Here is a 22,425-nt window from a genome sequence, read left to right on the forward strand (position 1 = left end):
TTAGTCTAACTCGTCGTGACTGTGCCACCGCTCTATACTGTGCAAATGTGTGAGAGGGAGGTGTGAATGGACATCAGTGCCGGTTGGGATCTTGTGGTCATTGGTAGTGGTCCGGCAGGGGAGGCGGCGGCGATGCAGGCTGCCAAGAAGGATCTTCGTGTTGCCATTGTCGAAGACCAACGGGCAATGGGGGGAAATTGCACCCACTGGGGGACGATTCCTTCCAAGGCGTTGCGTCACCAGGTCCGCCAGGTTATCCGTACCCAGCGCAATCCGCTGCTGCGAGGCATTATCAATCCGCGCGATGTGCGCTGGCAGGATCTGATCACCCGCACACGGGAGGTGATTGATTCCCAGGTGCAGGTGCGCACGGATTTCTATATCCGTAATCGCGTTACCATTTTTGCCGGCCGTGGCCGGATCGCCAATCCCCATGAAGTGCAGGTGGACGATACCGAAGGGCGTACGCACCTGCTGGAAACGAAGAACATAGTCATCGCCACCGGGTCGCGGCCTTATCATCCGCAGGACGTGGATTTCGACCACCCGCGTGTGTATGACTCCGACACCATTCTCACCATGAACCACACCCCCCGGCACATCATCATTTACGGGGCGGGCGTTATCGGATCGGAGTACGCGTGCATCTTTACCGGATTGGGGATCCGCGTGGATCTGGTCAACTCCCGAGACCATCTGCTGGATTTTCTTGATACGGAAATCTCCGATGCGCTCAGCTACCACCTCCGCGACCAGGGCTGCACCATTCGTCAGGGTGAGGAGTACAAGCATGTGGTGGCGGATGAGGATGGTGTGACGCTGGAACTGAAGTCCGGAAAAAAATTACGGGCAGATGCCTTGTTGTGGTGTAACGGCCGCTCGGGGAATACCGGAAACATGGGCCTGGAAATGGTAGGCCTGGAACCCAACAATCGCGGCCAGCTGGCAGTAAATGAGCGCTACCAGACGGAAGTGGAAAACATCTATGCGGTAGGGGATGTGGTGGGTTGGCCGTCACTGGCCAGTGCTTCCTACGATCAGGGCCGATTCTGTGCCGCGGCCATTGCCGGTGATGAAATCAGGCAAGTGAAAGATGTTCCCACGGGTATCTATACCATTCCCGGGATTAGCTGTGTGGGGCAGACCGAGCAAGAACTCACTGAAGCGAAAGTGCCCTATGAAGTGGGGCAGGCATTTTTCCGGAATCTGGCCAGGGCGCAGATCACCGGTGAGCGGGTGGGGATGCTGAAGATCCTGTTTCACAGGGAAACTCTGGCGATTCTGGGGATTCATTGTTTCGGCTACCAGGCCATGGAGATTGTCCATGTCGGTCAGGCCATCATGCGTCAGCCCGGCGAAAACAACACTCTGGAGTACTTCATCGACACCACCTTTAACTACCCGACCATGGCGGAAGCGTATCGGGTGGCGGCGATCAATGGGATCAACAGAATCAGAAGATAATGAATAATTAATAGCTGCGCGAGCGCGCATGGATTTGATCTGAAACGCAAGAGGCCGCGCCCGGAAGATTGGCGCGGCCTCTTGCGTTTCAAGACCCCAAATCGCGTATCGCGAATTATTCGTTATTAACTATTAATTATTAATTAGCGGTTGTTCTTGCCCGCCTCCATGAAAAACTCCCGGTTTTGCTGCCTGGCCTGGCTGTTCTTGCGGATCAGGACGAAAGTGGCGCCGGTGCCACCGCGGTTTTGCGGGGCGGTGTGGTAGGCCAGCACCAGATGACTCTCTTTCAGCCAGTGCATCACATAGCTTTTCAGTAAGCCGGGGCGTTCGCTGTGCAGGCCCTTGCCGTGGCTGATCAAAACGGCACGCAGGCTGTTTTCGTGGGCGCGGTTGAGGAAATGATTGACCTGATCGCGGGCTTCCATGAGGCGGACTCGATGCAGGTCCAGCACGTCCTGGGCTTCGTATTTCCCCAGCCGCAACTTCCGGTAGACGCCTTCCTGAACCCCGTTTTTCTTTACGCCTATGATATCCAGAGGGGCAATAGGCTCCACCTGTTCCGGCACGGTCAGGGGGTTGTTATCCCGCTTGTCGTCAACAGCAGCAGCCCGCCGCAATTGCTCGCGAATGCTGTCCTGCCGCCGGGGACGGCCGGTGTCTGCGCGGGCATCGTGCTTGATTGGGGTGACATCCGCCATTTCGCGACGGAACAGGTCATCGTCATTGCTGGCCATGGAACTGCTCCACAGAATTAAAAGCTTGTCTTGAATGGTACCTAATGCGGGAGGAAACTGGCAGGAGGACCGGCATGAAAGAGGACTCGTTATGGAACGTCGTCGTTTTCGAAGGCCCCGGTTACGCCTGAACGTGAAGGCCAGTATCGGCAGTCAGCCTATCGGTCACGTCCTGAATCTCACGGACGAAGGAATTTGCCTCACTGGACGAGGTGTCCCTCCAAGCCAGATTCAGCCTCTGCGCCTTGATCTTCCCATAGCCTTGTATGGCCAGCGTGAAGTGGCGGTGATGGCAACGCCATGCTGGCATGATTATCTGCCTAACGGTCATTGGCGTGGAGGCTTTCATCTGCAGGTAGATGACAATGCGGCCTCGATCCTGACCACGCTCGCCGGACGGTACGGCGACGTTTGATCGGGTAGAAAGCAGAAAACAGTAAACCTCCGAAAGCCTGCCAGCGCAGGCTTTCGGGGTGGATGAGAACTGTGTGACGCCGTTCAGGGATCAGGAATAACGCGAGTCCCGGTGTTCCCGGTTCTCGTTATTCTCCTCACCATGATGTCGCTGCCGTTTTGCATCGCGTTTGCGACGATCCCGGTCTGCGCGCTGGTGCTCTTCTTCCCATTCTTCCGGTTCGTAGTCATCAAATTGTCGACGACCCATGGTGCTGCTCACTTTCCGCTGTTGATAGAAGTGATGCTGCCAACCCTGCTGGACAAAACCGGCAGCATCTGAAGCGATATATAGCACTAAAGCGAAAGCGGGAGAAGTGCCCGTAACGGCATTTATCGCCGTTACGGGGGTGGAGAGCTGACGAACGGATTATCTGGCGTAGGTTTGTTCCAGATAGTCCAGAATGGCGGCGGACTCGAACATTTCCACGCCGGTATTTGGATCCACCAGATAGGGGACGGCGATTCTGCCGGCGCGATCCATCAGTGTGACTCGATTGCGCTGGCTGGGAGCGTAGTCTGGCACCAGTTTTTTCCTGAGCGGCGGTAGCACCCAGTCCTGCCACTGGTCGCGGCCACACTGGCGAAGCGTGTAGGGAATCTGCAATTCGGTCAGCCGCTCCCGGACCAGGCGGGCAAAGGGACTGGCTTCAAAGGAATAGAGTTCCAGAGGCTGTTCTGGCACCACGGATTCATCGCTGTAGATACCGCGCCGGGCGCGGGGCAGGGAAGCCGCCACAGAAGCAGCCGTGCGCAGGCTGCGCACCAGCCAGCGCTTTGGCGCGGGGCGCCCGCCGTATTCCTGGTACAGGTATTCGATAATGTCGCTGGACTCGTACAGGGCTGCACCGGTATTCGGATCCATCAGGTAGGGGAACTGCTGCTTGCCTCCCAGTCGTTCTACCAGTGGGCGATAGCGATCGCCATCCTTGGGGCAGGGAAAGATCAGGGCATCCAGATCCAGATCGGTGAGTGCTTCGCGGACCAGACGACAGAACGGACAGCCTTCCATATCGTAAAGCTCAAGGGGCTCTGCGGGTTGGCGTGAGTGGCCGGCGGTATTGATTCCGCGCCCTTGCTGGAGCGTGGAGGACGCTAGTGACTGCAAAACATCCAGAGTGTGTGACATCAGAAGTCTCCCGGAAAGATTGTCCGCACCATAGCAGCTCCCGGTTACCGTGCAATGGCTGCACAGACAGCGGCAAAGTGTTTGCCCTTTCCGCTCAATCTTCCTGTTAACTCATGTCATTGAGTCATGAGGCGCTGGCAGGCACTCTTAGCTCCTCTCTATCGTGGGCAGGATGCCGCTTATCGCACTGCCCTTCATAACCCGTCAGCAAAGCGCTGACATCTGCCTGAGGCAAGAGGAAGGTTCCATGACCGAAGCCTATATCTACGACGCGATTCGTACGCCCCGAGGTCGGGGCAAGAAGGACGGCTCGCTGCACACCGTGAAGCCGATTTCCCTGGTGGTTGGCCTGATTAATGAGATCAAGGCGCGCTTCCCGAACATGGACCCGGCGATGATCGACGATATCGTGATGGGTATCGTGTCCCCGCTGGGTGATCAGGGCGGTGTGCTGCCGAAAATCGCCGCGCTGGCTGCCGGTCTGCCGGAAACCGTATCCGGTCTGCAGATCAACCGTTTCTGCGCATCCGGTCTGGAAGCCGTGAACCTGGGAGCAATGAAAGTACGCTCCGGTTTTGAAGACCTGGTACTTGCCGGTGGTGTGGAAGTCATGAGTCGCGTTCCCATGGGCTCTGACGGTACCCCCTGGGCGCTGGACCCGGAAACCAATTTCGACACCGGCTTTATCCCCCAGGGTATTGGCGCTGACCTGATTGCCACTGTGGAAGGCTTCAGCCGCCGTGATGTTGATGAATATGCTGCCAATTCCCAGGCTCGTGCGGCCAATGCATGGGAAAAGGGGTACTTCAGCAAGTCTGTTGTGCCGGTGAAAGACATGAACGGCCTGGTGGTGCTGGACCGTGATGAGCACGTTCGCGCTGGCACCACCGCGGACGCGCTGGGCAACCTGAATCCTTCCTTCGCCATGATGGGCGAAATGGGTGGGTTCGATGCCGTGGCCCTGCAGAAGTACCACTGGCTGGAAGAGATCAACCACGTTCATACCCCGGGTAACTCCTCCGGCATCGTGGACGGTGCGACCCTGCTGCTGATGGGGTCCAAGGAAGCCGGCGACAAGATGGGTGCCAAGCCCCGTGGCCGTATTGTTGCCACCGCTGTCAGCGGTGCCGATCCGACCATCATGCTGACCGGTCCTGCACCGGCTGCTCGCAAGGCGCTGGCCAAGGCTGGCATGAAGGCCGACCAGATCGACCTGTGGGAAATCAACGAAGCCTTTGCTTCTGTGGCCATGCGGTTCATGAAAGACATGGAAATCAGCTACGACATCACCAACGTGAATGGTGGTGCCATTGCCATGGGGCACCCGCTGGGTGCTACCGGTGCCATGATCGTTGGCACCGTGCTGGACGAGCTTGAGCGGCGCGACCAGAAATTCGGCCTCTGTACCCTGTGTGTGGGTGCAGGTATGGGTATCGCCACCATTGTTGAGCGCCTGTAAGCGGCCACCGGAATTGGAGATATTGAAATGACTGAATCGACTATTCGCTGGGAAAAGGGCGCGGATAACATTGTTACCCTGACCCTGGACGATCCGCAGCAGTCTGCGAATACCATGAATGATCGCTACACCAAGTCCATGCACGACACGGTGGAGCGTCTGGAAAAAGAAAAAGCCGACATTGCCGGTGTCATCATCACCTCAGCCAAGAAGACGTTCTTCGCCGGTGGCGACCTGCGTGACCTGATCCAGGTGAAGCCGGAAAATGCCCAACAAATGGCAGATGGCGGCAAACTCCTGAAAGGTGATCTGCGCAAGCTGGAAACGCTGGGTATCCCGGTTGTATGTGCCCTTAACGGCACCGCGCTGGGTGGTGGCCTGGAGATCGCCCTGTCATGTCATCGTCGCATCGCCCTGAACAACCCGAAGGCCCAGTTTGGTCTGCCTGAGGTGTCTCTGGGTCTGCTGCCGGGTGCCGGGGGTATCGTCCGTACCGTGCGTATGCTGGGTATCCAGAATGCCTTGATGAATGTGCTGATGCAGGGTCAGCGCATGAAGGTCGACAAGGCTCTCAAGGTCGGCATTATCGATGAAGTGGTCGACAGCGAAGAAGACATGATCGCCAAGGCCAAGGAATTCATCCTGGCCAACCCGAAATCCCAGCAGCCCTGGGATGCCAAGGGCTACAAGATCCCTGGCGGCACTCCGTCCACTCCCAAGTTTGCTGCCAACCTGCCGGCCTTCCCGGCTAACCTGCGCAAGCAGCTGAAAGGCGCCAACTACCCGGCACCCAAGAACATCATGGCGGCCGCCGTGGAATCTGCCCAGGTAGACGTGGACAACGCCTTCAAGATCGAAGAGCGCTACTTCATCGATCTGGTAACCGGTCAGGTTGCCAAGAACATGATCAACGCCTTCTTCTTCAACCTGCAGGCCATCAACGGTGGCGCCAGCCGTCCCAAGGATGTGCCGAAGTTCACCGCCAAGAAAGTCGGTGTACTGGGTGCCGGCATGATGGGCGCAGGCATTGCCTACGTGACCGCCATGACTGGCTCCGAAGTGGTACTCAAGGACATCTCTGTCGAGAATGCCGAGAAGGGCAAGGACTACTCCCGCAAGCTGCTGGACAAGGCCATCTCTCGCGGCAAGATGACCGAAGAGAAAAAAGAGCAGGTGCTGTCCCTGATTACGGCCACCGCCGATGCCAAGGATCTGGAAGGCGTGGACTTCGTTATCGAAGCCGTGTTCGAAAGCACCGAGCTGAAGCACAAGGTGTTCCAGGAAATCGAAGACGTGGTACTGCCTGACGCGGTGCTGGGGTCCAACACATCCTCCCTGCCGATCACCGGCCTGGCCAAGGGCGTGAAGAAGCAGGACAACTTCATCGGTATCCACTTCTTCAGCCCGGTCGACAAGATGCCGCTGGTGGAAATCATCTGCGGTAAAGATACCTCTCCGGAAGTCCTGGCCAAGACCTACGATTACTGTTTGCAGATCCGCAAAACGCCGATCGTGGTGAACGACGCCCGTGGCTTCTTCACTACCCGTGTGATCGGCACCTTCGCCAACGAAGGTATCGCCATGCTGGGTGAGGGTGTTTCGGCGTCTTCTGTTGAGCAAGCCGCTCAGCAGGCAGGCTATCCGGTGGGCACCCTCAAGCTGATCGACGAAATCAACATGGGCACCGCCCTGAAGATCGGCAAGGCCGCCCGCGATGATGCAGAGCGGGAAGGTACTCCGATGCCTCCTGAGCATCCTGCAGAGCAGGTAATGAAGAAAATGGTCGAAGAGCTGGATCGCCCTGGCAAGCTGCAGGGTAAAGGCTTCTACGACTATCCGGAAGGTGGCAAGGCCAAGCTGTGGCCGGGGTTGAAAGATGCCTTTGGAGACAGCACCGAGATCCCCATGAAGGATATGCAGGAACGGATGCTTTTCATCGAAGCCATGGAAGCGGTGAAGTGCTTTGAGGAAGGTGTTATCGAGTCTGTTGCCGATGCCAATATCGGTTCCATCTTCGGTATCGGTTTCCCGGGCTGGACTGGTGGTGTTATTCAGTACATCAACCAGTACGAGGGTGGCCTGAAAGGTTTCGTCCTTCGCGCCCAGGAACTGGCAGCCAAGTACGGCGAGCGCTTCAACCCGCCGGCACTGCTGGTAGAAAAAGCCGAGAAGGGTGAAATCTTCAAGTAAGATTTCCCTTTCCTGCAGTACAGAAAAGCCCGGCCATGCGCCGGGCTTTTTTGTGGTCGTAGTGCCGTCATGAGCTTATCGAAGGGGTGATGGGCCCGGTACAGCGTTCGCACGCCGTTGGTGATTTTCTCGCGTTCTCATTTGAAACCTGTCACTTGCTCCTCACGCCCGTATTATCTCGGTCCCACCCAGAAGTGCGGATTGCACGCCACTTCCCACAGATGCCCGTCAGGATCAGAGAAGTAGCCGGAATAACCTCCCCATTCAGTGGGACGTGCGGTCTTGATGACGGTGCCGCCGGCCTGTTCGGCTTGCCGGATCAAACTGTCAACGTCAGCAGGCGAATCCAGGTTATGGGCCAGGGCCACTCCACGGAATCCGCTGCCGTGGGCATCCATTCCGGCATCCTCTGCAAGGTCGTTACGGCCAAACAGCCCCAGCCAGGTGCCGTTAAGCTCAAAGAATGCCACCGGTGCATCATCGGGCATGGGGCGGCGGGGTAGGTCCAGTCCTTGCTCATAAAATTCAATGGAGGCCGCCAGATCGTCGACGCCAAGGGTTATCATGCTGATTCTGGGTTGCACGGCATGCTCCTCATTTTATGTACCGGGAGATCCCATTATGCTCAACACAGGATGTGGAGGGGAATGGTGATGACAGCGTCGATATTTACCGAGGCGGTGACGCCAGGGATGCAGGTGGAAAGCCTCGAAACGCGCATTTCCACAGGCTCTGTAGCCGATCTGGGGAGCTCTCTGGATACGCTTAACGAATACCACCGGCGGCTAATGGCAAATCGCCGTTACGGTGTGCTGCTGGTGGTGCAGGGACTGGATGCTGCGGGCAAGGACAGTCTGATTCGTACTCTGGCCCAGGGCATGGATCCTGCTGGGTTCCGGGTGCACAGTTTTTCGCGGCCGTTGGGGGAGGAGGTGCATCATGACTTTCTTTGGCGTGTGTGGCGGCATCTGCCCGAGCGCGGGGAGGTGGTGGCATTCAACCGAAGCCACTATGAGTCGGTACTGGCCGAACGGCTGTGGCCGATCTCCGAGCACGCCAGCGACGAATGGCCGCTGAAGTACCAATCCATCAATGCTTTTGAAGAGCATCTGCACCGTGAAGGCACTCGCATCATCAAGATCTGGCTCAATACCTCTCGAGATGAGCAGCGGAAGCGACTCGTGAAGCGCCTTGATAAGCCCAGAAAGCGGTGGAAATTCGATGACGCCGATATACGGAGCTGGGAGGCCCGGGCGGATTATCTGCAACTGGTCAATGAGGTGCTGCCGGCCACGCATACCGAATACGCGCCCTGGCATGTGATACCCAACGACGACAAACCCGCTGCTCGAGCAGTGGTGGCCGCCATTCTGGCTGAGTCCCTGAAATCGCTCGCTCCAGAGTACCCCCGGGAGCACGCTGCCTGCATCGCCCGTTATCGCGAGCTGTTGCTCGACCAGGATAACGGCGATGCATAGCCTATTGACCATGGTGGCCGGGCTTGGTCTGTTTCTCTTTGCGATGCAGCAGATTGAACAGGCGGTACAGGCCCTGTTCGGTGAAAAAGCGGCAGGCTGGCTGCGTGCAGGCACCTCGACGACATTGAGAGGGGTAGCGGTTGGGGCCTTGATCACGGCGGTGATGCAGAGCAGTTCTCTGGTGGGTTTGCTGGTTCTAGCCTTTGTTTCCGCCGGAATTCTCCCCTTGCGACAGGCTATTGCGGTGATGCTGGGGGCGAATCTGGGAACCACGATCACAGGATGGCTGGTGGCGTTGCTTGGCTTCAAGCTCTCCCTGTCGGGCATCAGCTTGCCCCTGGCGGGAGCAGGGGGGCTAGCCTGGGTGTTGCTGCCCAAAGGGTTCTGGCGTGCCGCCGGACTTTTCCTGTTCGCGTTCGGGTTACTGATCTTTGGGCTCGACACCATGAAGCAGGCGGTGGAGGGCGTGGGACAGCGATTTGATCTTGCATGGCTGCAGGGGTACCCGCTCATTCTGTACCTGTTTGCGGGTGCGGTGCTCACTGCAATCATCCAGTCTTCCTCGGCGGCCATGCTGATTACCTTGTCGGCCCTCCACGGTGGTCTTGTGGGGTTGCCGGAAGCACTGGCTTTAGTGATTGGGGCGGACCTTGGCACCACTAGCACCTTGCTGCTGGGAGCGCTGAAAGGGTCTCTCAGCAAGAAGCAGGTTGCCGCTTTTCATGTGCTCTATAACGTTGCGACGGCACTGGTGGCGTTTGTTCTGGTGATGCCGCTCTGGCCGTGGTTGATGACGAAATTGGGAATTCATGATCCGCTGTATTCTCTGGTTGCCTTTCACAGCGGCTTCAATTTACTGGGGATTGTTATCTTCATGCCTTTTCTTGGATGGTTTGAAAAAGCCATTCGTCGTTTTATCGGGAAGAGGGACGGGGGAGGGGTGTTTACAGATATTGCCCCGAATTCAGGGGAGCCGGCATTGCTGGTGCTCGATCAGCACGCTGACAACCTGGTGGAGACGATACGGCAGTTGTGTCAGCGACCGCTGTCGTCAGGCACGTTGGAGGCCTTTTACCACCGTTATGAGGCCATCACAGACCAGGAGCTGGTGATGGCGGATTATGCCAATCGGGTCGCACAGGAAGCCCTGTCCGCCAGCCAGTCCGAGCGGCTGGGATTGTTACGCTCGAGAGTCAGAGAGGCAGTTTACGCGCTCAAGTCTGTCAAGGATGTGGTCGATGACATGGCGGCCATGGCCCGCAGTAATGATCCGGGCTTGCGGGCACTGGATGGTCATATCAGGAGGTATCTTGAGACGCTTTATGGGGAGGCGACAGTAAACGTCCAAAACCATGCCTGTGCCATGGAGCGGTTGTTGGTGGAAGCTTACGGCCTGGTCCGCCCTGCACGGGAGCAGGGGATCAGCGTGCTGAATCTTGCCCGGGAAATTGATGAAAGTGGCCGCCACTGGCTGCGTAGCAGGGCGGCAGACCGGGGAGCGGGAAGCGGCGATATAGTGCCTATGGTTTAGCTGGCCCTGGCCAGATAGCCCTCAAGCCAACGGCGCAGTTCGCTGGGCCGGATAGGCTTGGCCATCAGTGCATCACCACCAGAATCCAGGCTTTGCTGCTGGTAAGCTTCACTGCTGTTGCCGGAAATAAACAGGATAGGGATATTGCGGTCCTCGTTACGGACTTCCCGGGCCACACTGAAGCCATCCAGCACGGGCAACTCCACATCCAGAATCAATAGATCCACTTCGCGCTGCCTGAACAGACGCAATGCTGCCTCACCGTCGGCTGCAAGCACGTATTCGTGCTCCAGTTCCTCAATGATTCTGCAGATGATCAGGCTGACAGCCTTGTTGTCTTCGACGACCAGAATTCGCATGAGTCGTTTTTAGCTGATGGCGGGTTTCAGCACAAGGGCGCATATTGATGATCGCAACAATTAGTGTGACAAGTTGCAACAGGTTGAGGCTGGAAGGCCTTGAAATTGATAAAATCATGCTCTTGGGGATCTGTCAGTGCAAGACTATGTCAATTGTCTGCATTTTCTTTATTATTGGCGTTCCAAGGCTCCGTGTACCGGGGTTACAGCAGCCCGGCTGACAATAATGCTGAACGGGCGGATCAGACGGTAGAGGATAGACTGATCGATGTACCATCGCAGAACGATCAATATCAATCGAGTGGTCAAGTTGTTGCAGGGTGCGGCCCGATCCGGAGCCAGTATTCCCGAGCTGCTGGAAAAATGCGGTATTCCTCGCCAGCTGCTGGAGGATCCGGAAGGTACAATCGAGCGTGATACGTTTATCAAGATGATGCTCCTGATCATGGAGCAGACCCAGGATGAGTTTCTGGGCTTCGGCCAGGGACGCAAATCCAAGCCCGGTACGTTCTCCATGATGGCCCATGCGGTCATCAATTGCCCCAATCTTGGCTCTGCCGTAGAACGGGGGATCCGCTTCTATGATCTTTTCGAGCTTAGCTCCGGCACGGTGATCGAGCGCGATGGTGACATTGCCCGTCTGAAGGTGGCCACGGATCCGCGCCTGGATTTCCGTGAAGTCATCATCGAGGCCTCCCTGTTTATCTGGCTGCGGTTCATGAGCTGGCTGGTGGGCAAGGCCATTGAGCCCCAGGCAGTGCGCCTGGACTATTCCGATACCCAGAATGATGAAGAGCACCGGTTCCTGTTCGATTGTTTGATCGAGTATGGTGCCGAAGAAAACTCTGTGACCTTCAAATCCGAGTTCCTGGAACTTCCGCTGGTACAGAATGAGCTGTCCCTGTCCAAGTTCCTCAAGGATTCCCTGGCCCAGTTATTCGACGGCAACATCCACAATGTGGGCCTGCCGGCACAGATCCGCTCGATCATTTCCAATGAGTACGGCAACAGTTTTCCGGATTTCACCGAAATTTGCGGCAAACTGAATATGACACCGCAGACCCTGCGTCGCCGTCTCAAGGAAGCCAATACCAGTTATCAGGAGATCAAGGATTCCATCCGCAAGGATGCCTCGGTCTATTATCTGTCCAAGCCGGAACTCAGCATTGACGAGATTGCCTTGCTGATGGGCTTCAGTGAAGCAAGTTCCTTTCATCGTGCCTTCAAGAAATGGACCGGGAAAACCCCGTCCAGCTATCGCAAGGAACATTTTGGTGTCAGCCAGTGATCCTGGCAGGCACCCGTATCAGGATCTGAGATGACCATGACCGACGCCACCACGGCGCGACTGTTGGTAACCTGCCCGGACAAGCCTGGCATTATCAGTGCAGTCAGTACCTTTCTGTTCAATCACGGCGCCAACATTACCGATTTCGACCAGCATTCCAGTGACGCCCATGGCGGCACGTTTTTTCTGCGTCTGGAGTTCCAGACTCCGGAGCTGGATTGTTCCCGTGAGGCTCTGCGTAACAACTTTGCCAGTCGCGTGGCAGAACCTTACGGCATGCAATGGCAGATCAGTTACGCCAGCGAGAAAAAACGCATGGCGGTACTGGTATCAAAGCACGATCACGTACTGATGGATCTTCTCTGGCGCACCTCTCGTGGTGATATGCCGGCGGTGATACCGCTGGTGATCAGCAATCACGATGATCTGCGCGAGGAAGTGGAGCGTTTCGGTATCGAGTATCACCATATACCGGTAACGGCGGACAACAAGGCAGAAGCGGAAGCGCAAGCACTGCGGCTACTGGAAGGGCGCGTAGATGTGATTGTGCTGGCGCGCTACATGCAGATCCTCAGCCCCGATTTTGTTTCCCGCTATCCGCACAGCGTGATCAATATCCATCATTCGTTCCTGCCGGCGTTTGTGGGGGCCAATCCCTATCAACAGGCCCACGACAAGGGCGTCAAATTGATTGGTGCCACCAGTCACTATGTGACCGCGGATCTGGATCAGGGGCCGATCATTGAGCAGAACGTGCAGCGGGTAAGTCACCGCCATTCAGCGGATGAACTGAAGGCACTGGGCCAGGATGTGGAGCGCCAGGTCATGCTACGGGCTGTCCGTTGGCACCTGGAAGACCGGGTGATCGTCGATGGCAACAAGACAGTGGTGTTCGTTAAATAACGCACAACCAACACGCTGCACGCCGTGAGCGTGCAGCGTGTTGTTATTAGTTGGTGAATCTCAGGCCGATACCCAGGGTGCCGAAGTTTTCGGATTCCAGATTGGTATATTGGTATTGGGCGGTCAGTGACAGGCGATCCAACACCGGAACCGCTACACCGGCAGTGACGTAAGGGGCGAAACCGGATTGGCTGTCACTTTGCGGAGCATCATTGACGGTGGTCACGGTGTCGCCGTTGACGTCCAGAAGGATACGCTGCTGGCGATTGTCCAGCTTGAGGTCATAGAGGTAGCCACCGGCCTTGAGGTACAGCCAGTAGGGGCTTTGCCAGACAACACCGGCGGTAAAGCCGCTGAGTTCCAGGGAGTCTTCCTGACGGACACGTACTGAGGATGCGCCGGCCTGATCTTCCGAAACGGAAGGTGCACGGATGAAGTCATTCGTTTCATCCACATCACCCTGAGTCACAAAGCCGCCTTCAATACCAAAGCGGGATTTTTCGCCCAAATCGACACTGTTCAACCACATGCCGATATTGATGGTGAGCCCGTCGGCAGTATCAAAGCCGTAGGGATCCATGTCAGCCTTGGTCATCTGGGCCTGTACAAAGAAATCCACGTCGGGTGGCGCAAGCTCTTCTTCGGCGTGTACTGGGGTGATCAGGGCGCCAGCCAGCGCCAAAGTCAGCGGCAGTGTTGTTTTCATTATTGATCCAGCCGTTGTGATAAGGACAATGTAGCCATCTTGCTCCCCTGCTGCGTCAGCCTCAGAGGCTGATGTTGTGGGGTAAATGCCACCGTATTGTAACCAGCGTGAGACCGACATGCCCAGCGACTTCTTGAATACCGGCACTGAAACCCTTCTGGCACTGTGCCGGCCGGGCTTTGAGGCGGATCTTGCAGCAGAGTTGAACTTTCATGCCGCAGAACAGATGGTAGCAGGTTATCCGCGTACCACGGCCAACAGTGGTTATGTGTTATGGCACAGCCAGCAGGGCAGTATGGCGCCCCTCCTTGATAGCGGACTGATTTTTGCGCGAAGTCTCAGCATGGGGGTAGGGGAGTTTATTGATATCGGCGATGACCGGATCAGTGCGCTGTGGCCGCTTCTGGAGGAGGCCGCCCCCTTCAGCGAGGTGTATCTGGACCACCCGGATACCAACGAAGGTCGTGAACTGCAGCGTTTTCTCAAAGGCTTCCGCAAGGCGCTGGAGCCGCGCCTGAAGAAAGCCGGGCTGTTACGCCGCAAAGCAGCCAATCGTATTCACCTGTTCTTCAGTGATTCCCACAATGGTTGGGTGACGATAAGCCCGTCGGACGTACCGTTGGCAGAGGGGGGCGTCCGTCGTCTCCGGTTGCCGAGCGAGGCACCCAGCCGTTCGGCTCTGAAAGTTGAGGAGGCGCTACTGCGGTTTTTTGGTTCCACCGAGGCACTTACGGCCAAATCAGCGGTAGATCTCGGCGCGGCACCAGGGGGGTGGAGTTGGCAATTGGCCCGCAGAGGCATCAAGGTACAAGCCGTGGACCATGGCAAACTGGATGCCCGTCTGCTGGATGAGTACCCCGTTCAGCATATCTACGGTGATGCCTTCACCTGGCGTCCGAAAACCAGTGTGGATCTGGTTGTCTGCGATGTGGTGGACAAACCGGCCCGTACCCTTCAACAGATGGAAAAGTGGCTTGAGCAGGGCTGGAGCCGTGCCGCGCTGTTTAACCTCAAGCTGCCCATGAAGCGCCGCTTCCAGGAAGTCTGGCAATTGCTGGAAAAGCTGGCCACGACCATGGAGCGTCATCCAGAGCGTGGAGAGGTGATCATCAAGGCTGCACACCTGTATTACGACCGGGAAGAGATTACCGTCTGGGCTGCCTACCACCGGGATTATTGATGAACACATCCAGACCGGGCCCGGCACTGTACGCGACCCTTGGTGCCCTCTATTTTGCCCAGGCGCTTCCGGTGAGCATGTTGGGCAAGGCGCTGCCAGCCCTGGCCCGGGATGCGGGCTTGCCCACCGAGTGGATCGGCTTTCTGGCCCTGCCGGCCTTGCCCTGGGCATTGAAGTTTATCTGGGCGCCCTGGGTAGACCGCTGGGGTGCCGGTCGCCCTAATCACCGTAAACGCTGGATCCAGGGTTGTCTGGTTGCAGTGATGGCCGTGTTGTTTGTGGTGTCGTTGTTTCCCCAGAAATGGTTGCTGGGCCCGGGTTTTGTGCTTCTGCTGGGGCTGCTTTTTTTGCTTAACCTGTTTAGCGCCACCCAGGATATCGCCACCGATGGTTTGGCTACGCGCCTGTTACCACCGGATTTGCGCGGGTTGGGGAACAGTATCCAGGTGAATGGCTACAAGATCGGCATGATGGTGGGCAGTAGCGCCTTACTGATCCTCGTGGGGTGGTGGGGGTGGCAAACCACGCTCGGGTTAGTCATCGCCGGGATGATGATGGTGCTGGTACAGGTGACCCGCTTCCAGGAACCGGTAGAGCCAATCGTAGTTCGCGAAAGAGCCAGTTTCCGATGGTGGCGACAGGAACTGGTGCGTTTCTGGCGCCGGCCTGGCATGGGGTTATGGTTGTTCCTGCTGCTGTTCTACAAGGTAGGGGATGGCTTCGGTACCCGTATGATCAATCCCTTCCTGGTGGACAATGCCTGGACGCTGGTGGAAATCGGCACTCTGGAACTGGTGATCTCTTTTGCCGGACTGGCAGGCGCAGCCATGGCCGGGCTGTTGATGATCCGGATGCGTCATCGAACGGCTTTGTTCGTGTTTGCGTTGCTGCAAACACTGGCGTTCTCCGGCTGGGCCTTTCTGGCCCATTACAATGCCATGGATTGGGTCTGGCCAGTGGCGCTGTTCGAGCAGTTCACCGATGGCCTCTCTACCGTCGCCTTCTTCACCCTGATGATGGATTACTGCCGGGACGGACACGAGGGTAGTGACTACACCATGCAGGCGTCGGTACGCTTGTTCGCGGTAGGGGTCTTCACCTTGGGTAGCGGATTCAGTGCTGCATGGCTGGGTTATGATGGCCATTTCCTGTTGGCTGCGGTTCTGGTTGCTATCGTTATCCCCTTGGCATGGCGTTGGCAGCCGCCGGGTCTTGTTGCCCACCGGTAGTCCACGGCTGCGAAATTGATCGCAATCATTATAATGGCGCACCCCCTTGTTTTGACCGGAGCTCCCTTCATGGATGCACAACACCATCTTGATGCCACTGGCCTGCTGTGCCCTGAGCCAGTGATGATGCTGCATAACAAAGTGAGAGACATGGCTCCCGGCGACCTCCTGGAAGTGCGCGCTACCGATCCCTCCACCGAACGGGACATTCCGAAGTTCTGCCAGTTTCTGGGTCATACTCTGGAAGGGCAGGAGGTGCGGGGGGAAGAGTACTGGTATTGGATACGTAAAAAGCAATGAACAATGAATAGTGAATAATTCATAGCTGCGCGAGATAGCGCCGCAGTAAAAATGCGCATGAGGCCGCGACCAACCTTTGGTCGCGGCCTCATGCGTTGAAGTCCCAACTGGCGCCTCTGCGCGCCGTTATTGCTTATTCATTCTTAACTATTAATTATCTTTACCCTTCTGTCGCCAGCATCGCCACTGCTGCCAACGCCTCCGGATCCCGATCCTTGAGCTTGTTGGCGATGCCGTGCTGGAAGAAGTAGCGGAAATCCGATTTCTCCGGGGCAGGCACCAGGCACTTGGCGCCAGGGAGAATCGGGGTTTCTACCGGATCAGCTTCTTCGGCCACCATGGCAGTGAGGGTGCCGTCTGCATGCAGGCGCCAGCTGACAACTTCCATCAAACTGATGGTGTGGAACTCATCGGCAGAGAACACCGCATGGGTGCCGATGGTGTCCGGGATTTCCTGGATGGATTGGCTGCCGGGTTGGGGCTTGCCAAAGAAGCGCACCGCAGCATCCAGCTCCTGCACCTTGTGCTCAGGCGCATCCACGAACAGGTAATCGCTGCCGGGCAGACGATAGCCTTCCCAACGTCCATTGAGTGGATCCGCCAGTGCCATAGCCGTTACGGGTTTTTTTAGCCAGGGCACCATGGCAACGGTATCTCCGTTGGCCAGTCGCGCCCAAGCCAGGATTTTCAGGGAGAAGAGGGTGTCGGGGTGCTGGTCATTGGCATACAGCAGCTCAATACCGTCATATTCGGGTGACAGCCGAAGTATAGGGGGTTGTGCCGCTTGGCGACGTGGAGAGAAAGGAACAACGTTGCTGTTCCCGCCAGGGTGTTGCCGGTGAGCCGAAGTCATGGGCACCTCCCGGTACGTGTCCTAGAGGGTCGCCAATGTTGTTACACCCGGCAGGGTGCTGGCACGATCACATGCCATGGCGACCGTTAATTCAACTTATCGTTTACGGCGCAACCATGCAAGCCGTCGTGAAAGTGACATGAAGAATGGTTGCATACGTGGATAGATGGCGAAGCAGGGGGGATTTCGGTGATGCTCGATTCTATCGTGCTTGTCAGGCCGCTTTTCGAGGCTTGGGTGCGGTGGTGCTGGCCGGGACCGACAGTGGTTGAGCCATGCGCCATTTGAGGCGCAGGCCGAGCAGGATGGCCGCCATGGTCAGGCCTGCGACCAGACCGATCCAGAAGCCCGCCGGGCCCATGGGTTCCACAAACACGGAGGTCAGGCCAAGTGCATAACCCAGCGGCAGACCCACGCCCCAGTAGGCAAAGAGGGTCATGACCATGGGCCAGCCGGTATCTTCAAAACCTCGCAGGCAGCCGTTGGCGCACACCTGTAGAGCGTCGGAAATCTGATACAGGGCGGCGAACAGCAGCAGGTAACTGGCCAGCTCGATGACGTCCCGGTTATCGGTATAGATGTGCGGGATCCAGTGGCGTGCCAGCACCAGTGACAGCGAGGCCAACACGCCAACCACCAGGGTGATCATGTGCGCCACCTGCACCGCATGTCGCAGGCTGATCGGGTCGTGCCGACCTCGGGCATGGCCCACCCGCACCGTGGCAGCGATGGCAAAGCTCAACGGAATCATGAAGATCAGGGAGGTAAAGTTCAGGGCAATCTGGTGGCTGGCCACGATCTGGGCGCCAAGGCTGCCAATCAGAAGGGCAATAACGGCGAAGATGCTGACCTCAAAGAAAATGGTCAGGCCCACCGGCAGGCCGAGGCGCAGCATGTACCCCAGGCTGGGTACTTCGAAATGCCTCTGGCGCAGGTTGAGTGGTGCATGTCGGTAGACCGGGTGACGGTGTGTGTAAATCAGCATCATCAGGGCCATGGACCACATCACCAGTGAGGTGGCCCAGCCGCAGCCCACGCCGCCCATGGCCGGCAAGCCCAGCTTGCCGTAGATCAGCACGTAGTTGCTGGGAATATTGATCAACAAGCCGGTAACACTGAACAACAGCACCGGGCGGGTGTGGTTCATGGCTTCGGTATAGCTGCGCATGGCCAGCATCAGGGCGGCGCCAGGCATCCCCCAGCTCAGGGCATCCAGATAGCCGGAGACCATGGGGCGAATGGCCGGGTCTACCTCCATCCAGACGAGCACGGGCGCCACACTGCGCAGGATCAGGGCGCTGAGTATGCCCAGCCCCATGGCCAGCCAGATGCCTTGCTGGGCGAGGGGGTTGATACGATGGTAAGCTTCGCCGCCAAGATGGCGTGACAGAATCGGGGTGGTGCTCATCAGCACCCCGGTCATGAACAGGTACAGTGGCACCCAGATACTGGCCCCCACGGCCACGGCAGCCAAATCATTGGCGCTGACCCGGCCCGCCATCAAGGTATCCACAAAGCCGTTGGCAGTCTGCGCCAGCTGGCCACCGAGAATCGGCAGGGCTAGCGTGAGCTGGGCGACAAATTCCTGACGGCGGGAAGACATAGGCACGACGAATCTTATGGGTGAGAACCGGGACCGGAGAAAGGTCGCTACCATACCGCAAAGCGAGGGCGGGATGCACCGTAGTGCAGACCTGGAATCCTTGTTTCGGGCGACTTTTTTTTCTGGCTTCGCCACGGTGCTGGAAGGCGGCGCCGCTGAGCCTGTCTATTTGCCTGGCAACCCCCATCGCATCTGCTACACCCGCGACTACTTTCGCAGCGCCCTTCATGAGATTGCCCACTGGTGTGTGGCTGGTGCAGAGCGGCGATTGCTTGAGGATTACGGCTACTGGTATGCCCCGGATGGCCGTAACGCGGAACAGCAGGCCGAATTTGCCAGTGTGGAAGTGTTGCCCCAAGCCTATGAAGCCCTGTTCTGTGCCGCCTGCGGACATGATTTCAGGGTATCGCTGGATAACCTGAACGGCGATGGGGGGGATGAACAGTCATTTGCGTTGATGGTTCGCAGGCGTGCCGGGGCGTTGCTGGAACGGCAACTACCCGAGCGTGTGCAGCGGTGGTGTGAGGCGTTGGCAGGGTTCTATCAGCGCCACCATATCCCACTGGCAGAGGGGTTATCGGAGACCTTTCAGTTGCCGCTTGCGGGTTCCCGTTAGGTTCCTTGGAGGCCCGGCGAGTTTCGGGTTGCGAGTTTCGAAAGGCACAATCGAAAACCCTGCGGACCAGAGGGTTTGGCACTCCGGAAATCGCTCCTCGTGACCCGCACCCGTGTGGTTCGCGCCTCAAGAGGCGCTCCTACAGGGGGGGATGTGCGGCGCGGTCATCATGGGCTCGATCACCTTCCTTCGTCGCTGCTGTGGGAGCTTGCCTGCAGGCGAATGGCCACCCTATCGTCTGCAGGCAGACTCCCACAAGAAGATTTGTGCCTGGACTACACCCCAGGTTTGGCCTTTGTTTTTTCTCGCAGATCGTTGCTAAAGAAAAGGCCGCACCCAATGTCTTGGGGCGGCCTCCTGAACTTCACTGAGCAACAACCCTGAACGCATTGTTGCATGAAGCGTGCAGCATGAAGCGGTTCTTAACGCAGCATGTGCAGGAAGTGCATGTGCTTCTCGTACTGATCCAGCACATCCACGATGACCTGATCCTTGGTGTAACCCATCAGGTCGTAATCCTGCCCGCCTTCCTGCAGGAACACTTCGGCACGATAGTAGGTGTCCTTGTCCGCATGTTTCTTGGCGTGGTCCAGCTGGCGGATGGTCAGGGAGGGACGGGTATAGCCGCGTACCCGAACGCCGTAGACGAAATCGGTTTCCTGACCATGGCTGACTTCCAGGTAGGCCCGGTCGTCTTCATGGCGGATTTCCACCTTCAGACCATAGCTTTCCAGCTCCTCTGCAACGCTTTCCAGCGCTGGCTTCACAGTGACTTCAAGGAACTCCAGCACCCGTACCCGCATCGGGAAATGCACCATGTTCTTGAGGCGAGACTTCCAGCCGCCGCCACCCTGAGGGCGCTGATGACCCACGTGGACTTCCGCTGGCGGTGCCACGGCGGCGGCCAGGCTGCGCTGGCGTATGCCTTCAACGCGCAGTGAACGCAGCAATCCGTAAGCGGCAACAAGCAGTACTGCGGAGAATGGCAATGCCGCGGCAATGGTTGCCGATTGCAGCGCACCAAGACCACCAGCCAACATAAGGGCAATGGCCACAATCCCTTCTGAGCTTGCCCAGAATACACGCTGCCATACCGGCGTATCGTCATGCCCACCGGAGGCGAGCATGTCCACCACCATGGAACCGGAATCCGAGGAGGTCACAAAAAACACGACTACCATCAAGGTGGCTATACCGGAGATAAAGCCGGAGAAGGGGAATTGTTCAAGGAAATGGAACAAGGCAACCGACATGTCTTCACCGACCAGTCTCCCCAGTTCAGGGAAAGAGTTATCCATGATCATCTTGATGCCGGAATCACCGAATACCGTCATCCAGAACAGGGTGAAGCCGGCCGGAACGAACATGACGCCCATGGCGAACTCACGGATGGTTCGGCCACGGGAAATACGGGCAATGAACAGGCCCACGAAGGGAGACCAGGCGATCCACCACCCCCAATAGAAGATTGTCCAGCCGCCGACCCACGCTTGCGGTCCGCCATCTACCTTGGGTTGGTAGGCGTACAGATTGAAGGTCATGCTGACCAGTTCTGACAGGTACGAGCCCACATTCTGCATGTAGGTCTTCAGCAGGAAGATAGTGGGGCCCAGAATCAGCACAAAGGCGAGAAGCAGGAAGGCAAGCCCCAGGTTCAACTCTGACAGTCTGCGAATTCCGGCATCCAGGCCTGTCACCACAGAGATGGTGGCAAGGCCGGTAATGCCGACAATAAGGAAGACCTGAACCGTGTCGCTCACCGGTAGGCCGAACAGGTAATTCAGGCCCGCATTCACCTGCTGTACACCAAAGCCCAGAGACGTAGCGACACCCAGCACGGTACCGACGACGGCAAAGATATCAACGGCGTGGCCGATAGGACCATAGATGCGTTTGCCGATGATGGGATACAGGGCGGACCGGAGAGTAAGCGGCAAACCGCGGCGGAAACTGAAGTAGGCGAGTATCAGGCCAACGATGGCGTAGATGGACCAGGCATGCAGACCCCAATGGAAAAAGGTGACGCGCATGGCTTCTTTGGCGGCGGCAACAGTGCCCGGCTCTGCCATTGGCGGGCTGGTGAAGTGCATTACCGGCTCTGCAACGCCAAAGAACATCAGGCCGATGCCCATACCGGCTGAAAACAGCATGGCAAACCAGGAGCCATAACTGTAATCCGGTTCGGAATGATCCGGACCCAGCTTGATTTCGCCATACTTGCTGATCCCCAGGAAGGCAACCAGCGAAATGATGATGGCGACAGTCAGCACATAGAACCAGCTGGCGTCTTCAATGACGGCCAGCTTGAGACCATTGAAGAAAGACCCGGCAGTTTCAGGTGCAATGACCGAAAAAAGAACCAGGCCCACAATGATAGCGAGAGAACCGTAAAAAACAGGGGGATTGATCTTGTCGTGAATGCCCGGCTTGGACGATATTTCCTGCTCGGCAGACTCTGACATTGGAAGCTCCTTGTCCGGATTGAGGGTGCCGTTTCCGGGAACCGTAGCTTCTACGCTGCGCACTGACTGGCAAAGACAGACCTTGTAAACAAGGGGCGCAATGACAGCAAAATTGCACTGCTATCTCACACCGCGGAGTACTACAAAACTGTATTCAGTGGTTCCCTTGTTGGCCCACCTTAACATATGAGGCTTTTTAATCACCCCCGGTGGGGGTTGTTGTTGGGGCAGGGGCAAAAGGGGGAGGATCGGGCTCTGATCTTCGACGATCGTTTCTCAAATCTTATATCGGTATTGTTCGCGCCTAGAGAGGCACTCCTGCAAGGGCTTCGGGTGAAGGGTGGGGAGCTTCCGGCTGTAGTCGCACCAGTCACCCCTTCGGGGCCGTCTACGACGTTCCTGCGTTTCGCTTGGTGAGGTGCGAATCGAGCGATAGTGCGTTTGAGTTACGAGTTACGAAAGGCAGAGGCAGAGGCGAAAGCCTT

At 57.3% G+C, this 22,425-nt stretch carries 21 protein-coding genes; 12 read left to right on the top strand and 9 right to left on the bottom strand.

Annotation, left to right across the window (positions count from 1 at the left end; all coding sequences use genetic code 11):
* Positions 1–66 precede the first annotated feature (66 nt).
* Positions 67–1,464 carry a Si-specific NAD(P)(+) transhydrogenase gene (gene sthA, locus GQF00_RS01180; protein WP_161317244.1) on the top strand — a complete coding sequence of 466 codons (1,398 nt, stop codon included), beginning with the start codon at positions 67–69 and terminating at the stop codon, positions 1,462–1,464.
* A 143-nt stretch (positions 1,465–1,607) separates the two neighbouring features.
* Here the strand turns inward: sthA and smrA are convergent, their stop codons facing one another.
* Complete coding sequence (gene smrA / locus GQF00_RS01185; RefSeq protein ID WP_161317246.1) at positions 1,608–2,201, bottom strand: DNA endonuclease SmrA; 594 nt, start codon at positions 2,199–2,201, stop codon at positions 1,608–1,610.
* A gap of 91 nt (positions 2,202–2,292) precedes the next feature.
* Here smrA and GQF00_RS01190 point away from each other — a divergent pair, with 91 nt between their 5' ends.
* Complete coding sequence (locus tag GQF00_RS01190; protein WP_161317248.1) at positions 2,293–2,616, top strand: hypothetical protein; 324 nt, start codon at positions 2,293–2,295, stop codon at positions 2,614–2,616.
* A 90-nt stretch (positions 2,617–2,706) separates the two neighbouring features.
* Here the strand turns inward: GQF00_RS01190 and GQF00_RS01195 are convergent, their stop codons facing one another.
* Positions 2,707–2,865: a hypothetical protein gene (locus tag GQF00_RS01195; protein WP_161317250.1), complete on the bottom strand. Its 159-nt coding sequence runs from the start codon at positions 2,863–2,865 to the stop codon at positions 2,707–2,709.
* Between the two features lie 159 nt (positions 2,866–3,024).
* On the bottom strand, positions 3,025–3,783 hold the full coding sequence (locus GQF00_RS01200; protein ID WP_161317252.1) for a glutathione S-transferase N-terminal domain-containing protein: 759 nt from the start codon (positions 3,781–3,783) through the stop codon (positions 3,025–3,027).
* A gap of 247 nt (positions 3,784–4,030) precedes the next feature.
* On the opposite strand from GQF00_RS01200, the gene GQF00_RS01205 reads away from it, so the two are divergent.
* Both GQF00_RS01205 and GQF00_RS01210 read left to right on the top strand, forming a co-directional pair.
* Complete coding sequence (locus GQF00_RS01205; RefSeq protein WP_161317254.1) at positions 4,031–5,242, top strand: acetyl-CoA C-acetyltransferase; 1,212 nt, start codon at positions 4,031–4,033, stop codon at positions 5,240–5,242.
* Positions 5,243–5,269: 27 nt separating this feature from the next.
* Complete coding sequence (locus GQF00_RS01210) at positions 5,270–7,432, top strand: 3-hydroxyacyl-CoA dehydrogenase NAD-binding domain-containing protein (protein ID WP_161317256.1); 2,163 nt, start codon at positions 5,270–5,272, stop codon at positions 7,430–7,432.
* Between the two features lie 173 nt (positions 7,433–7,605).
* On the opposite strand, the gene GQF00_RS01215 is transcribed toward GQF00_RS01210, so the two are convergent.
* Entirely contained in the window at positions 7,606–8,016 is a 411-nt protein-coding gene (locus GQF00_RS01215) for a VOC family protein (protein ID WP_161317258.1), read from the bottom strand.
* Between the two features lie 69 nt (positions 8,017–8,085).
* Between GQF00_RS01215 and GQF00_RS01220 the strand changes: the two genes are divergently transcribed.
* Both GQF00_RS01220 and GQF00_RS01225 read left to right on the top strand, forming a co-directional pair.
* Positions 8,086–8,910, top strand: a complete 825-nt coding sequence (locus GQF00_RS01220) for a polyphosphate kinase 2 family protein (RefSeq protein ID WP_237440343.1) — start codon at positions 8,086–8,088, stop codon at positions 8,908–8,910.
* On the top strand, positions 8,903–10,441 hold the full coding sequence (locus GQF00_RS01225; protein WP_161317261.1) for a Na/Pi cotransporter family protein: 1,539 nt from the start codon (positions 8,903–8,905) through the stop codon (positions 10,439–10,441). Before GQF00_RS01220 ends, GQF00_RS01225 begins: the two co-directional genes overlap by 8 nt.
* Here GQF00_RS01225 and GQF00_RS01230 read toward each other — a convergent pair.
* Positions 10,438–10,800 carry a response regulator gene (locus tag GQF00_RS01230; protein ID WP_161317263.1) on the bottom strand — a complete coding sequence of 121 codons (363 nt, stop codon included), beginning with the start codon at positions 10,798–10,800 and terminating at the stop codon, positions 10,438–10,440. The genes GQF00_RS01225 and GQF00_RS01230 overlap by 4 nt on opposite strands.
* Positions 10,801–11,068: 268 nt before the next feature.
* Here GQF00_RS01230 and GQF00_RS01235 point away from each other — a divergent pair, with 268 nt between their 5' ends.
* Entirely contained in the window at positions 11,069–12,088 is a 1,020-nt protein-coding gene (locus GQF00_RS01235) for an AraC family transcriptional regulator (protein ID WP_161317265.1), read from the top strand.
* 30 nt (positions 12,089–12,118) lie between these two features.
* Complete coding sequence (gene purU / locus GQF00_RS01240) at positions 12,119–12,991, top strand: formyltetrahydrofolate deformylase (RefSeq protein ID WP_161317268.1); 873 nt, start codon at positions 12,119–12,121, stop codon at positions 12,989–12,991.
* Between the two features lie 46 nt (positions 12,992–13,037).
* On the opposite strand, the gene GQF00_RS01245 is transcribed toward purU, so the two are convergent.
* Entirely contained in the window at positions 13,038–13,697 is a 660-nt protein-coding gene (locus GQF00_RS01245; protein WP_161317270.1) for an outer membrane protein, read from the bottom strand.
* A 118-nt stretch (positions 13,698–13,815) separates the two neighbouring features.
* Here GQF00_RS01245 and rlmM point away from each other — a divergent pair, with 118 nt between their 5' ends.
* From rlmM to tusA, 3 genes are all read left to right on the top strand, one after another.
* Positions 13,816–14,877, top strand: a complete 1,062-nt coding sequence (gene rlmM / locus GQF00_RS01250) for a 23S rRNA (cytidine(2498)-2'-O)-methyltransferase RlmM (RefSeq protein ID WP_161317273.1) — start codon at positions 13,816–13,818, stop codon at positions 14,875–14,877.
* Positions 14,877–16,106: an MFS transporter gene (locus GQF00_RS01255; protein ID WP_161317275.1), complete on the top strand. Its 1,230-nt coding sequence runs from the start codon at positions 14,877–14,879 to the stop codon at positions 16,104–16,106. The genes rlmM and GQF00_RS01255 overlap by 1 nt, the downstream gene beginning before the upstream one ends.
* Before the next feature lie 69 nt (positions 16,107–16,175).
* Positions 16,176–16,406, top strand: a complete 231-nt coding sequence (gene tusA / locus GQF00_RS01260; protein ID WP_161317277.1) for a sulfurtransferase TusA — start codon at positions 16,176–16,178, stop codon at positions 16,404–16,406.
* A 160-nt stretch (positions 16,407–16,566) separates the two neighbouring features.
* Here tusA and GQF00_RS01265 read toward each other — a convergent pair whose 3' ends face one another.
* Together GQF00_RS01265 and GQF00_RS01270 are read right to left on the bottom strand one after the other, a co-directional pair.
* Positions 16,567–17,259 (bottom strand): hypothetical protein, encoded by a 693-nt coding sequence (locus tag GQF00_RS01265; protein WP_161317279.1) that lies wholly within the window; start codon positions 17,257–17,259, stop codon positions 16,567–16,569.
* Positions 17,260–17,473: 214 nt separating this feature from the next.
* Entirely contained in the window at positions 17,474–18,862 is a 1,389-nt protein-coding gene (locus GQF00_RS01270; RefSeq protein WP_161317924.1) for an MATE family efflux transporter, read from the bottom strand.
* Positions 18,863–18,935: 73 nt separating this feature from the next.
* Here GQF00_RS01270 and GQF00_RS01275 point away from each other — a divergent pair, with 73 nt between their 5' ends.
* Positions 18,936–19,478, top strand: coding sequence for an elongation factor P hydroxylase (locus GQF00_RS01275; protein WP_161317281.1), 543 nt, complete (start codon positions 18,936–18,938; stop codon positions 19,476–19,478).
* Positions 19,479–19,900: 422 nt separating this feature from the next.
* On the opposite strand, the gene GQF00_RS01280 is transcribed toward GQF00_RS01275, so the two are convergent.
* A complete protein-coding gene (locus tag GQF00_RS01280) occupies positions 19,901–21,940 on the bottom strand; it encodes a choline BCCT transporter BetT (RefSeq protein ID WP_161317283.1) in 2,040 nt (679 codons plus the stop codon).
* Positions 21,941–22,425: the final 485 nt, after the last annotated feature.

The organism is Alcanivorax sp. DP30, assembly GCF_009882945.1.
Taxonomy (GTDB): domain Bacteria; phylum Pseudomonadota; class Gammaproteobacteria; order Pseudomonadales; family Alcanivoracaceae; genus Alcanivorax.

Excerpts from the sequence above, each read along its gene's own strand:
- GQF00_RS01235 (WP_161317265.1), top strand. The coding sequence starts at position 11,069 with ATGTACCATCGCAGAACGATCAATATCAATCGAGTGGTCAAGTTGTTG.
- smrA (WP_161317246.1), bottom strand. The coding sequence starts at position 2,201 with ATGGCCAGCAATGACGATGACCTGTTCCGTCGCGAAATGGCGGATGTC.
- rlmM (WP_161317273.1), top strand. The coding sequence starts at position 13,816 with ATGCCCAGCGACTTCTTGAATACCGGCACTGAAACCCTTCTGGCACTG.
- GQF00_RS01200 (WP_161317252.1), bottom strand. The coding sequence starts at position 3,783 with ATGTCACACACTCTGGATGTTTTGCAGTCACTAGCGTCCTCCACGCTC.
- GQF00_RS01245 (WP_161317270.1), bottom strand. The coding sequence starts at position 13,697 with ATGAAAACAACACTGCCGCTGACTTTGGCGCTGGCTGGCGCCCTGATC.
- GQF00_RS01230 (WP_161317263.1), bottom strand. The coding sequence starts at position 10,800 with ATGCGAATTCTGGTCGTCGAAGACAACAAGGCTGTCAGCCTGATCATC.
- GQF00_RS01265 (WP_161317279.1), bottom strand. The coding sequence starts at position 17,259 with ATGACTTCGGCTCACCGGCAACACCCTGGCGGGAACAGCAACGTTGTT.
- purU (WP_161317268.1), top strand. The coding sequence starts at position 12,119 with ATGACCATGACCGACGCCACCACGGCGCGACTGTTGGTAACCTGCCCG.
- tusA (WP_161317277.1), top strand. The coding sequence starts at position 16,176 with ATGGATGCACAACACCATCTTGATGCCACTGGCCTGCTGTGCCCTGAG.
- GQF00_RS01280 (WP_161317283.1), bottom strand. The coding sequence starts at position 21,940 with ATGTCAGAGTCTGCCGAGCAGGAAATATCGTCCAAGCCGGGCATTCAC.
- GQF00_RS01195 (WP_161317250.1), bottom strand. The coding sequence starts at position 2,865 with ATGGGTCGTCGACAATTTGATGACTACGAACCGGAAGAATGGGAAGAA.
- GQF00_RS01270 (WP_161317924.1), bottom strand. The coding sequence starts at position 18,862 with ATGTCTTCCCGCCGTCAGGAATTTGTCGCCCAGCTCACGCTAGCCCTG.
- sthA (WP_161317244.1), top strand. The coding sequence starts at position 67 with ATGGACATCAGTGCCGGTTGGGATCTTGTGGTCATTGGTAGTGGTCCG.
- GQF00_RS01225 (WP_161317261.1), top strand. The coding sequence starts at position 8,903 with ATGCATAGCCTATTGACCATGGTGGCCGGGCTTGGTCTGTTTCTCTTT.
- GQF00_RS01210 (WP_161317256.1), top strand. The coding sequence starts at position 5,270 with ATGACTGAATCGACTATTCGCTGGGAAAAGGGCGCGGATAACATTGTT.
- GQF00_RS01190 (WP_161317248.1), top strand. The coding sequence starts at position 2,293 with ATGGAACGTCGTCGTTTTCGAAGGCCCCGGTTACGCCTGAACGTGAAG.
- GQF00_RS01255 (WP_161317275.1), top strand. The coding sequence starts at position 14,877 with ATGAACACATCCAGACCGGGCCCGGCACTGTACGCGACCCTTGGTGCC.
- GQF00_RS01275 (WP_161317281.1), top strand. The coding sequence starts at position 18,936 with ATGCACCGTAGTGCAGACCTGGAATCCTTGTTTCGGGCGACTTTTTTT.
- GQF00_RS01205 (WP_161317254.1), top strand. The coding sequence starts at position 4,031 with ATGACCGAAGCCTATATCTACGACGCGATTCGTACGCCCCGAGGTCGG.
- GQF00_RS01220 (WP_237440343.1), top strand. The coding sequence starts at position 8,086 with ATGACAGCGTCGATATTTACCGAGGCGGTGACGCCAGGGATGCAGGTG.